Below are 12,335 nucleotides of genomic sequence, written 5' to 3' on the forward strand. Positions count from 1 at the left end.
GTCAGTTTGACTTGTTTTCCGTTAGAGGTACAACGGCTAAACCGCACACTTTTTTCCATAGAAGTCCTCCCTGGGCATTGGTATGCCGGTACACTCCATTTTTTGTGGTAAAATTTATTCTTTATATGTTTCCGGTTTTAAGGCCGGGTCTTTTTGGGCGGGACTTAGTTTTCATGGCTAAAATTATAAGTTCCCTTGTCTATAAAACACGCGTACTGTATTATCAAATCAATAATTCAGCTGATTAGTCAGCGAAACCACTGTAGGTTTTATTCGTATTCTTAAAAATGTTCAGATCAGACCAGACCATTTCTTCAGCCAGGGCCTGCAAATCATATTTAGGCTCCCAACCCAGTTTGGTTTTTGATTTGGTAGGATCACCGATCAGCAATTCCACTTCTGTAGGTCTGAAATATTTAGGATCAACAGAAACGACTACTTTACCGACAGGCAACAGGTATTCAGGATTGTTACATGCGGCCACGATCCCTTTCTCGTCAACGCCTTTTCCTTCAAAAGTCAGTTCAATACCCAATACCCCGAAGGCCATTTTCACGAAATCCCTGATGGTGGTGGTCACTCCTGTGGCAATCACGAAATCTTCAGCCACCTCCTGCTGCAGGATACGCCACATAGCTTCCACGTAGTCTTTGGCATGTCCCCAGTCTCTCCTGGCATCGAGGTTACCCAGGTAAAGACAGTTTTCAAACCCTGTCAGGATCTGGGCTACGCCCCTGGTGATCTTACGGGTAACGAAAGTCTCTCCCCTTAACGGAGATTCGTGGTTAAATAATATCCCGTTACAGGCAAACATTCCGTAAGCTTCACGGTAGTTGACTGTGATCCAGTACGCATACATCTTGGCAGCAGCATACGGCGATCTCGGATAGAACGGGGTGGTTTCTTTCTGAGGTACTTCCTGCACAAGGCCGTACAACTCAGAAGTAGAAGCCTGGTATATTCTTGTTTTTTTGGTCAATCCCAAAATACGGATGGCTTCGAGCAAACGAAGGGTTCCGATTCCATCCACATTGGCTACATATTCAGGCTGGTCAAAACTTACCTTAACATGCGACATCGCACCCAGGTTATAAATCTCGTCAGGCTGTACTTCCTGGATGATCCGGATGATGTTGGTAGAGTCACTCAGGTCTCCGTAATGAAGATGAAAGTTGACATTATTTTCATGGGGATCTTTATATAAGTGATCTATTCTTTCGGTATTAAAAAGAGAGGCTCTACGTTTTACACCATGTACATCATATCCTTTTTCCAACAAAAGTTCGGCAAGATATGCACCGTCCTGACCGGTTACACCTGTAATTAATGCAGTTTTCATGTTATTAGAATTTCATTTGGTTACACAATAATGATAAAAATAATTCTCAAAAAAAAATAAAAACGGAAAATTTATTAAATGGTATCAGAATAATAATACAAAAACGTATAAATGTAATTTTCCCAATTATTATTTAGATAAAACCGGAATTTTCCATATAATCTATCATTTATGGGTAAATTTTAAAGGAAAAGTACTATTGATACTTTGAAGAGTCCGATGTTTTGAATCTTGGAAATGTCACATTTATATACCCCTTTCGAATAGGGTTTCGCAAAAGATTTAAAGATGAAGAAAATTGTAATAAAACAAGATTGGTGGTTTTTTAGCTTTAAGCAGTAAGCTATAAGCTATAAGCCATTAGCTGCCGGGTGCATGAGGTATATTATCCGGCTTAACCGGATCCGCTGTTTTTGGCTTTAAGCAGTAAGCTGTAAGCTTTATTGTGCATGAATGTTCTTTTAGGGATTCATCAAGACTCACTGTTTTAAGCCACGAAGGCTCTGAGACACGATGCGTTTAATGCGAATTTACCTCACACATAAATAGGTAAAGAAGAAGATTCAAAACTCAGACACCAATTCATTTCCCTCGAATCTACTTTGTGACCGCCAGGCCAGAGGCATTGGGTCGGGCGGGGTGGATCCAAAACAAAAAAGCCTCATCCGGGGATGAAGCTTTCTTAAAATGTCTGACAGCATTAAGTACTATACTTTGATCTCAACGTCAACCCCTGAAGGCAATTCTAGTTTCATCAAGGCATCAACAGTTTTCGGGCTGGCCGAGAAAATGTCGATCAGACGCTTGTAAGTACATAACTGGAATTGCTCTCTTGATTTTTTAGAGACGTGAGGAGAACGAAGTACTGTAAATTTCTCAGTACGGGTCGGAAGTGGAATTGGACCGCTTACGGTAGCACCGGTAGATTTTACAGCTTTAACAATCTTCTCAGCTGAGTTGTCAACCAAATTATGGTCGAACGACTTCAATTTAATTCTGATCTTTTGTGACATATTGGTTCAAATGTTTAAATGTGATCCCCTGAGAAAGAACCATTCACTCCTCACGGGGCCGCAAAGATAAGAAGAAATTTTTAATTTGCCATATTTCAATACTTGTCAGTTCGAGCAGTTTATCTTGTCAGTTCGAGCGTAGTCGAGAACCGCTACAAAACATGCACAATGTTTGTGCAAATAATTCTGCCGAAAAAGTAACATCTGTGCATCAGCCTCTCGACTACGCTCGAGGTGACAGTTTTCATGTCAGTTCGTCCCTCAGTTGTCAGTTCGAGCAACCTGTCCCGACACCTCGGGATAACCTGTCCCGACCCTTCGGGAAACGAGAACGCGAGTTCGAAGTTTGCCAGCGTAGCTGTCGAGAACAGTTACAACACATGTACAAATTTAGTGCAGACAATACTACTGAAAAAACAACATCGTGCTTCAGCCTCTCGACTCTCCCGAGGTGTCGGGACAGGCAGCTCGAGGTGACATAAGTGCAAGTCAGTTTCAGGCAATGTTAAATATCATTGAAGTCTTAATGTTCTCTCTTAATTACCTTAACTTCTTAATGGTTTAAAACCGTAGCGTAATATTTTTGTACTAAGTTTACACCAGAATTAATAAAACCTGACTTTTATGCTCTCGTTTCCGAACGCAAAGATCAATCTCGGCCTGAATATCATTGAAAAAAGACCCGACGGTTTTCACAACATCGAGTCGGTTTTTTATCCTATCGGATGGAGCGACGTCCTGGAAATCATCCGATCAGATGCTTTTGCTTTCTCTTCTTCAGGCCTTGAGATCCCCGGCGACCCGGAAAACAACCTGATTGTGAAAGCGTATGATTTATTAAAACAGGAAAACCTGGTCAGCTCACCCGTCAAAATACACCTCCACAAGGTGATAGCGATGGGAGCGGGCATGGGTGGCGGCTCTGCCGACGGAGCTTTTGCCCTGAAAATGCTCAATGATCTGTTTGAGTTGAACTTAAGTACAGAAGCTTTGGAAGCTTATGCCATACAATTAGGGAGTGACTGTCCGTTTTTTATAGAGAACAAACCGATGCTTTGTTCCGGGAGGGGCAATGAGTTTGAAGCGATTGACCTTGATCTGAAGGGTAAGTATTTGCTGGCGGTGAACCCGGGCATCCATATCTCAACGGCAGAAGCCTACGGAGGCGTGAGTCCTGAAAAGCCGGAAATAGGAATCAAAGAAACTATTTCACGCCCGGTAACAGAATGGAAAGGAATTTTAAAAAACGATTTCGAGAATAAATTGTTAATAAAGTATCCGGCCATCGATAAGCTGAAAGAGCTCTTGTATAAAGAAGGGGCACTGTACGCGTCCATGACCGGTAGCGGCTCAACGGTGTACGGGATATTTGAGCAAGAAACAGAAGTTAAGGTGCCGGAGGGATACATGAGCTGGGAAGGAGTGCTGTAAACGGCTGTTAGCGATTGCCCTTAGCAGTAATTGGATTTCGTGTTTTTGCTCAGTTTTTTTGCCACAAAGACACGATGCAGATTTCACGAAAAAATGATCGTTTTCGAATGAGTTTACTCGTAGTAAAAGAATCGTGTCTTCGTTGCTTTTTTTGCGACGAATAAGTTTGCCATCTTGTGGCTATTAAATATGATTATTTTTAAAGAACAAGTTTCGCCACTCACCAAACCCAAAAGCTAATAACTAAACAGCCAAAACAACATGCCCAATATATTAACAAGACGCCGCGAGCCTTTTACTTTTATGCTGTACCTCGGTATGGCCGGCAGCTGCATTTTGTTTTTATTCATCTTCCTGGTATTTGTCCGGAAAGAAATCCTGAATCAGCAAATCCCACTGCATTTACCGGTGGTGTTCTGGTGGAGTACTCTATCCATCCTGCTGAGCAGTCTATCCATTGAATTTGCAAAGCATGCTTTTAAAAGGGAAAAATTCTTCACCTATAGAGTCAGTATTTCTTTGTGTTTTGCCCTGAGTCTGCTTTTTCTTTCATTCCAGTTTTTCGGCTGGCAGCAGTTGACTTCTTCAGGCATCACAATGGCCAACAGTACGAGCGGGTCATTTATTTATATATTGTCCGGCCTGCACATCGTCCATACCCTGGTAGGCATCATCGGTCTGACGGTGGTGATCCGGGATGCTTTCAGTAACCTGAGTTACGTGGACTCGTTCATTTACAGTGTCAATGCCCCCAACCAGCTGCGGCTGAAACTCTTCAGTATTTACTGGCATTTCCTGGATGCCCTCTGGCTGATCATCTTTTTGTTCCTCTTATATCATGCTTCGTAAAACCCGCGGAATAGTACTCAGTTTTGTGAAGTATCGTGAAACTTCCATCATCGTCCGGATTTTCACCGACCAGTTCGGGGTGCAGTCTTACATAGAAAACGGGGTTCGGAGCAGTAAGGGCAAAAACAAGATTGCCCTTTTTCAACCACTCACCCTGCTGGACCTGGTGGTGTATCATGACGATAAAAAAGACCTGCACAGGATTTCAGAGATCAGGTGTTTACATCCTTTTGCATCTTTACCTTATGAGGTGAGCAAATCCTGTGTAGGGATATTCATGGCAGAGGTATTGCATAAAACCCTGAAGGAGCATACTGAGAATGTGTCTTTGTTTGAATTTATCCATGATGCGGTGATTCAGCTGGACCAGCAGAAAGAGGGGTTTGAGAACTTCCACCTGCATTTCCTGATCCAGTACAGTCTTTATCTGGGTTTTACACCGCATTCGGCCGAAGAAATATTTGAGCAACTGGATGCCTTGTCCGTCCCGTATGTGTTCAATGCCCAAACGGCAGAAATACTGAATGACATGATCGTGAGAGAAAGCGGCCTCGAAAACCGCCTGTCAAGAAAAACCCGCTCGGAGCTGCTGGACATCCTCCTCCTCTTTTATCGCATCCATATCGAAGACTTCGGAGAGTTAAGGTCTTTGCCTGTTTTGAAGGAGGTTTTGGCTTGAATGATTACAACTTATCAGGATATCTCATCTCTTGGGGATATCTACCGAATATTTCAGAGAAAAATTGATAAACATAGCATTTGATAAAATATGGATATAATCCAAATCCTGAAAAAGTATTTTATCGCTTGCCAAAGGAGTAGTGTTTTCAATACTTTTAACCCGCGAAAAATTAGTTTTATCAAAACGAACCCTTAAATACCTAACAGACAAGTCAAGCTTTATCTTATCAGAAACATTCAAAGCTCCACCAATTCCCCCATGAACCCCACCTCTGAACCCAATTGACTCCATTCCTCTTGTTTCCCGGTAAAACTTATATTCCTTTTCTCCGACCCCATTGAAATAATTCAGATGCAGCTTCATTTCACCTGAAGCTTTTACAAAACTGGGGCCACCAAAAAGATATGGGTTAAACCGACGAGGCAACTTATTAAATACGTAGTACTTAATATTGGGTTCCAAGACAACAAAGCTCATCTTGATTTTGTCTAGTACAGGACTTTCATAAAATCCTTTAAAAACTACATAATCAGGTGTAATTATCTTTGCCCAACCAATATGCGTATCAGCAACTTTTAAATCCTTATATTCACTTAAATAATAGGCATCAAAGCCGAATCTGAATGTATTATTCAATTTTAAGCCTAAAGAAATCCCTCCGCCCCCATTAAGTGTGCGACCCATAGAATTACCTTTAACAATGTTCAATTCATTTGGACCGGCAAGGAATAAAGTCCCTATTTCAATACTGGTTTTTATAGCTGACCTTTTATGAGGTTTACTTTGGTAGTTATTTACGTAATCAATAAAACCAACGAGATAATTTGAAGAATAATTAGGCAGTAAATTACTCTTCACAGCATATTCATCTAAAGCCTTCTCTCCATAAATCAATTTTAATGCGTCCTTAAAATACCGTTTGGAGAGAAAAAGTAGGGTGTCCGGAGATTGAATATAGTATCGATGAGTCCTGGGTTGATAATATAAACTATGATTCCCTTCTATCATCTGGAACAACAATTCATACCTATCTTTAAAAATCCGGGGAACATACCTTCCGCCATACCCTGATTTTAAACTTTCAATATCTTCAAATTTAACAAAGTCTCTTTTCCCGGATTCAGGATTCTTAAATAGTACCTTATTACTTTTGAAATCAAGAAAAGTAACTGCGATGATTTTTTTGTTATCCCTTAACAGGTTAATAGTGTCTTTAACCAAAGATTGCGAAAAACAAAAAGAAGAAAACAGAAATAGAAAGGTGGTTATCAGATATTTTCTCATCCTTATATTAAAAGTTGTTTGGTGCTATTACTTACACCTTCAATTTCGAAAAAAATGCACATTTTAAAAGCATGGAATAGGATAAATATTAAACCCTATCCATACTTTAATCTCTTATAAAAATCAACCCAGTTTCCTGATCGCTTCTTCCAGAACCTTTATCTTGGAATCTGCATCGGCCAGCTTGTCTTTTTCACGTTGGACGATGTCACCTTTGGCATTGGCTACGAAACGTTCGTTGGAGAGTTTAGCCTCCACAGACTTTTTGAAACCTATGATGTATTCGAGTTCTTTCTGAAGGCTTTCTTTTTCTGATTCCACGTCCAGGTTACCTCCCAGGTCAAGACCGAATTCGTCCGCCTTGATGACCAGACTCTGACCTTTTACGGCCTCCGTCACAAAAGTAATTTCAGTGATATTCCCCAGTTTTTTGATCAAAGCCACCAGGTGATCATACCTGGAAGGTGTTTCTGCCTTGATGCTCAGCGGCAGGGCTTCTTTGGGAGAAATCTGTTTGCTGTTACGGGTATTTCTGATCCAGGAGATCAGTTCAGATAAAATATCAAAATCTGCCAGTATCTCTTTATCAATATCGCCGCCCATTGGAAATGCTTCCACACAAATACTGGCCTTCTCGCCTCTCGGCTGAATGCTGTGCCAGATTTCTTCAGTGATAAATGGCATCCACGGATGTACCAGACGCATCAGCTCGTCAAAGAAAGCAAGTGTGGTATCGTACGTCTGCTGATCAATCGGCAGGCTTTTACCATCCACATAAGCGGGCTTCACCATTTCCAGGTACTGGGAACAGAAATCGTTCCAGATCAGGTTATAGGTACTCAGCAAAGCATCAGACATACGGTATTTGTCGTAGTGATCGAGCACCTCCGCTACCGTAGTGTTTAACCTGGCCCTGAACCACCGGATAGCCGAAGCATTGCCCCCTGACTGGGTTTCTTCTGAAGAAATCTCCCAGCCTTTTACCAGCCTGAAGGCATTCCATATCTTGTTGCTGAAATTACGGCCTTGTTCTACGAGTTTTTCGTCAAACGGCAGGTCGTTCCCGGCCGGAGAGCTGAACAACATGCCGGTTCTTACGCCGTCTGCCCCGTATTTTTCGATCAGATCGAGCGGGTCAGGGGAATTACCCAGGGATTTGGACATTTTCCTTCCCTGCTTGTCTCTGACGATCCCGGTCAGGTAGATATTTTTAAACGGATAAGTGCCTTTGTACTCATACCCGGCGATGATCATCCTGGCTACCCAGAAAAACAGGATTTCGGGGGCGGTTACAAGATCATTGGTCGGATAATAATATTTGATGTCTTCGTTTTCAGGGTCTTTGAAGCCGTCAAAAACCGAAATAGGCCACAGCCATGAGCTGAACCAGGTGTCCAGAACGTCCTCATCCTGGTGCAAATCCTGCTCACTTAAGGCAAAAAGCTGGTATTTCTCCCTGGCGATCTTGAGGGCTTCTTTTTTAGACTTGGCCACGATACAACGGCCGTCTTCCATATAATAAGCCGGAATGCGGTGTCCCCACCACAACTGGCGGCTGATACACCAGTCACGGACGTTCTCCATCCAGTGATTATAAGTATTTTTAAACTTCGGTGGAATCAATCTGATGGTGTCATCCATCACGTTCTGATGGGCAGGCTCGGCCATGCGTTTCATTTTCATGAACCATTGCAACGAGATCCGAGGCTCTATGACGGCACCGGTACGCTCAGAAGTACCTACGTTCGATTTATAATCTTCTGATTTCACCAGGTGGCCGGCTTCGTCCAGGAGTTTGATAATTTTCTTACGGGCAATGAAACGGTCCTCCCCTACCAGTATCCTGGCTTTCTCGTTCAGGGTACCATCTTCATTCAGGATGTCAATGACTTCCAGGCCGTGTTTTTCACCCAGGGCAAAGTCGTTCTGGTCATGGGCGGGAGTTACTTTCAAACCGCCTGTACCAAATTCTATCTCTACATATTCATCGGCAATGATCGGAATTTCCCTGTCAATCAGCGGAATTCTCACTTTTTTACCGATCAGGTGCTGGTATCTCGGGTCAGCCGGATTCACACAAATGGCCGCATCAGCCATGATGGTCTCTGGACGCACCGTAGCGATCGTGACGGAACCTTCGTCTCCATCATAACGGATATATACCAGCTTTTGCTGGATTTCTTTGGCAATTACTTCTTCGTCAGAAACGGTGGTTTTGGCCTGCGGGTCCCAGTTGACCATCCTGTAACCTCTGTATATTTCACCTTTGTTATGCAGGTCAACAAAAACCTCGATCACCGCATCATAAAGACTTTCTTCCATGGTGAAGCGGGTACGGTCCCAGTCGCAGGAAGCTCCGAGTTTACGCAGCTGTGAAAGGATGATCCCGCCGTATTTCTCTGTCCATTCCCAGCAGTACTTCAAAAATTCCTCGCGGCTCAGGTCTGCTTTATTAATGCCTTTTTCCTTGAGCATAGCCACTACTTTGGCTTCCGTGGCAATAGACGCATGGTCGGTACCCGGAACCCAGCAGGCTTCCTTTCCTTCCATCCTGGCCTTGCGGATCAACACATCCTGTATGGTATTGTTAAGCATATGTCCCATATGAAGCACCCCTGTGACATTCGGCGGTGGAATGACGATGGTATATGGCTCTTTATCCGGATTCGGTTTAGAACTGAAAAACTTGTTTTCCGTCCAGTATTGATACCATTTGTCTTCAATTTCTTTGGGAGAGTATGTCTTTGAAATTTCCATTATTAAGTGTTGGCTTGCGGCTTTTGGCAATAAGTTCTTTTTATCAGATGAAACAAGGTGCAAAAATAGTAAAAATGTAAGGAAGCATTATTATGGCATGGAGAAAATGTGCACAGCCCCGGGTTGAAACCCGGGGTAGAATATTAAAAAAGCCGGCACAACAAAATAATGACCGGAAGGATGCCAAGATCGCTCTCTTCAGATCTCAGTTTATAATCCAGGAAAATGAAGGTAATTGCGTGTAACCGCAAAATTCGGGATAAACGCTAAGGACTCGATTTATATTTTCCCCAATTTTTAAATAAAATCAAGGGCCTCAAAACTTTTATTCAGAATGTGCTGGTCTTTAACCTTGAGCCATTTCTCCAGAAGGGTGCTGTAAACCTGGCGAAAGTCGACCTGGTATTTCAGATCTCCTGAATCAAGATTGGCGAGGTCTGGAGCATGATTATAAATACCGCTCTTTTTCAACTTTCCTCCAAAGATATGTACATTATTAGCGGTGCCGTGATCAGTGCCTTTGCTGGCGTTTTGTTCTACCCGTCGGCCGAATTCAGAAAAAGTAAAGACCAGTGTATCGTCAAGCTTGTCATTAAGTTTGAGATCTTTGAGAAAAGTACTCATGCCCTCACTGTATTGTTTCAACAGGTTTCCCTGTTGTGCCACCTGGTTGGCGTGGGTATCAAAACCACTCAGGGAAACGTAATAAACCCGGGTCCTGAGTCCTGAACAGATAAATTTAGCAACCGTTTTCAATTGATTGGCGAAACCTGACTTGGGGTACTCCGTCTGCGAAGTGTAAATTTTGGACGTGTTCTGAATGTAGTCAGCAGAAGAAGAAGTTTCGATCATCGTCTTATACAGATAGCCCAGGTTATCTTCTCCCATCAAATCTTTCTCCTGGTTCAGGATATTCTTAAAAAAGGGATCCCTGGTATTGTTGTAAAGCCGGGCAGGGTCTTTAACTGCCAGACCTTTTTTATTCACTCCTTTCAACGCGAGTGACAGTTTGTCATCCACCTCGATGGCATGATAAGGGTCACTGCAGGTCTGGCAGTTGCTGTCGAGGTAGCGGCCGATCCATCCGGTAGACAAAAACTGGTTGCTGTCACTCCCGCTTTGCCAGATGTCCATCGAGCGGAAGTGGGACCGGTCGGGATTGGGATAACCCACATCATTGATGATACCCATCCAGCCCTGGTCATAAATTTCTCTCAAAGCCGACATGTTGGGATTCAGGCCCTGCATGTCATTCAGCTTGATCACCTCTTCAGCTTTTAAGGCTATATTTTTACGTTTCTGATAGTAGATATCATTGCCATAAGGTACGATGGTATTGAGCCCGTCATTACCCCCGGAAAGCTGGATGATCACCAGGTTTTTAAATGAAGCGATATCCTCCATCCCCATGGCTTCAACGGGTTTGATAAACGCCGGAATAAGGAAAGTTCCTGCTGCTGCAAAGGCCGAGTTTTTTAAAAAGTCTCTCCGTTTCATTTTAATCTTTGGTTAAGTGTATTAACAAAGCTGATATTCAGGCATACTGGCAATTTCAATGGCGGTACTCCTCAGGCCCTTATTATCTGAAATCATTTGGGTGATTTTAGGGGTTAGTTGAGGCTGAAGCAGGAAGGCCGCCATATCCATAGGCTTGAAATTTTGAGGAAAAGTACCGGAAAACTTAGCCCAGTTTACAACCGTTTTGACCTTTGACTTGGGTTTCACCATTTGGTTAGCCATATCTGTGCCTGATTTACTCATCGCAATGGCGGCCTCGTCTTCAGGATCGGCCTTTCCACTGAAATCAATGACCCCGTTATTCAGGATAGTTGCCGGAAGTTTTAATCTGTACATCAGAGAAGAGCTGTCGATCCAGTTTTTCCCGCCCGGCCAGCCGGCTACGTTGGGAGGATTGAACAGATATTGTCCCATGCTGCTCTGGAATTGAATAAGGACCAGTGGATCTTCATACTTCACAAAGAATCCCCTGCTGAGGCCCACAAGTAATTCAACCGGCGATTTGATTTTGGAGCCCACATAAGCGGGATCATAAAACCAGTCTGACTTAAACAGGGCTTTCATCATGGCCGAGATGTTGTACTTGTTTTTATAAAGCACCTCCGCAAGTTCTTTGATATGGCCATCATGAGGAGTATCACTGACAAAAAACAGAAAGACTTTGGAAGCAATAAAAAGGGCCGTTTCCTTTTTCTCCAGGAGGATATCAATGATGGCCTCTCCATCAAAGTTACCCGTTTTCCCGAAAAAGGTCTTTTCTCCTTCGTCATGGAATTTGGGGTTAAATTCAAATGCCCAGTCTTTGTTATAAGTCCAGCCGGTAAAGGCACGAGCCGATTCTTTGATATCTTTTTCAGTGTATTTGCCTTGCCCTAAGGTAAAAAGCTCCATCAGTTCACGGGCAAAGTTCTCGTTGGGTTTTCCTTTTCGATTTTGCTGATTATTGAGATACTGCAGCATCGCCGGAGATTTGGATACCTCTATCAGAAGAGTCCGGAAATCACCCAATGCGTTCCGATGCATCAGGTTATATAATTGTTGTGCAAAATAGGGGTTGTCAGACCGGCAGGCAAAATGGCCTTGCCATAAAAGGGTCATTTTGTCACGCAGAGAGGATGATGCATTCATCATCTTTTGCATGTAAAATGTATTTAAAAATGTGCTTTGATGGTTTCTTACTTTCACAAAAGATTTCTTCAGTTCTTTTTCCTCTTCTGTCAGTTCTCTTTTACCATTTAGTAATGCACTGTCTTCATACTGCTTTTTTATCTGCTGATATGAAAACAAGGTTATTTCTTCAACCTTCCGGGCTTCTTCGAATAAGAAATCAACGGTCCCGGATACTTTCTTCTTACGTAGTTTGATCAGCTGATCGTAAGGAATCCCGAAACCGGCACGACTGAAGAGGTGTTTTACAGCTATCAAGTTATCCATGGCATTTATATTTAACATTGGACACCAT

9 protein-coding genes are annotated in these 12,335 nt (G+C 42.9%); 3 read left to right on the forward strand and 6 right to left on the reverse strand.

Features of this window, described 5'->3' with window-relative positions; all coding sequences use genetic code 11:
• Nucleotides 1–244: 244 nt before the first annotated feature.
• Both gmd and rpsJ read right to left on the reverse strand, forming a co-directional pair.
• Nucleotides 245–1,339 carry a GDP-mannose 4,6-dehydratase gene (gene gmd, locus GVN16_RS05935; RefSeq protein WP_166562928.1) on the reverse strand — a complete coding sequence of 365 codons (1,095 nt, stop codon included), beginning with the start codon at nucleotides 1,337–1,339 and terminating at the stop codon, nucleotides 245–247.
• 707 nt (nucleotides 1,340–2,046) lie between these two features.
• Nucleotides 2,047–2,352, reverse strand: a complete 306-nt coding sequence (gene rpsJ, locus GVN16_RS05940; RefSeq protein WP_166562929.1) for a 30S ribosomal protein S10 — start codon at nucleotides 2,350–2,352, stop codon at nucleotides 2,047–2,049.
• A 624-nt stretch (nucleotides 2,353–2,976) separates the two neighbouring features.
• Between rpsJ and ispE the strand changes: the two genes are divergently transcribed.
• From ispE to recO, 3 genes are all read left to right on the forward strand, one after another.
• Nucleotides 2,977–3,783 carry a 4-(cytidine 5'-diphospho)-2-C-methyl-D-erythritol kinase gene (gene ispE, locus GVN16_RS05945; protein ID WP_166562930.1) on the forward strand — a complete coding sequence of 269 codons (807 nt, stop codon included), beginning with the start codon at nucleotides 2,977–2,979 and terminating at the stop codon, nucleotides 3,781–3,783.
• 261 nt (nucleotides 3,784–4,044) lie between these two features.
• The gene (locus GVN16_RS05950; RefSeq protein WP_166562931.1) at nucleotides 4,045–4,632 is read left to right on the forward strand and encodes a cytochrome c oxidase subunit 3; all 588 of its coding nucleotides are present in this window, start codon (nucleotides 4,045–4,047) and stop codon (nucleotides 4,630–4,632) included.
• A complete protein-coding gene (gene recO / locus GVN16_RS05955; RefSeq protein WP_166562932.1) occupies nucleotides 4,622–5,311 on the forward strand; it encodes a DNA repair protein RecO in 690 nt (229 codons plus the stop codon). The genes GVN16_RS05950 and recO overlap by 11 nt, the downstream gene beginning before the upstream one ends.
• 24 nt (nucleotides 5,312–5,335) lie before the next feature.
• Here the strand turns inward: recO and GVN16_RS05960 are convergent, their stop codons facing one another.
• The 4 genes from GVN16_RS05960 to GVN16_RS05975 form a co-directional block, all read right to left on the reverse strand.
• Nucleotides 5,336–6,598 carry a hypothetical protein gene (locus tag GVN16_RS05960; RefSeq protein ID WP_166562933.1) on the reverse strand — a complete coding sequence of 421 codons (1,263 nt, stop codon included), beginning with the start codon at nucleotides 6,596–6,598 and terminating at the stop codon, nucleotides 5,336–5,338.
• A gap of 123 nt (nucleotides 6,599–6,721) precedes the next feature.
• Nucleotides 6,722–9,355, reverse strand: a complete 2,634-nt coding sequence (locus tag GVN16_RS05965) for a valine--tRNA ligase (RefSeq protein ID WP_166562934.1) — start codon at nucleotides 9,353–9,355, stop codon at nucleotides 6,722–6,724.
• Between the two features lie 297 nt (nucleotides 9,356–9,652).
• Entirely contained in the window at nucleotides 9,653–10,852 is a 1,200-nt protein-coding gene (locus tag GVN16_RS05970) for a DUF1501 domain-containing protein (RefSeq protein ID WP_166562935.1), read from the reverse strand.
• A 21-nt stretch (nucleotides 10,853–10,873) separates the two neighbouring features.
• Complete coding sequence (locus GVN16_RS05975; protein WP_205748792.1) at nucleotides 10,874–12,307, reverse strand: DUF1800 family protein; 1,434 nt, start codon at nucleotides 12,305–12,307, stop codon at nucleotides 10,874–10,876.
• Nucleotides 12,308–12,335 lie beyond the last annotated feature (28 nt).

The sequence above is a fragment of the Emticicia sp. CRIBPO genome (assembly GCF_009905725.1).
Classification (GTDB): domain Bacteria; phylum Bacteroidota; class Bacteroidia; order Cytophagales; family Spirosomataceae; genus Leadbetterella.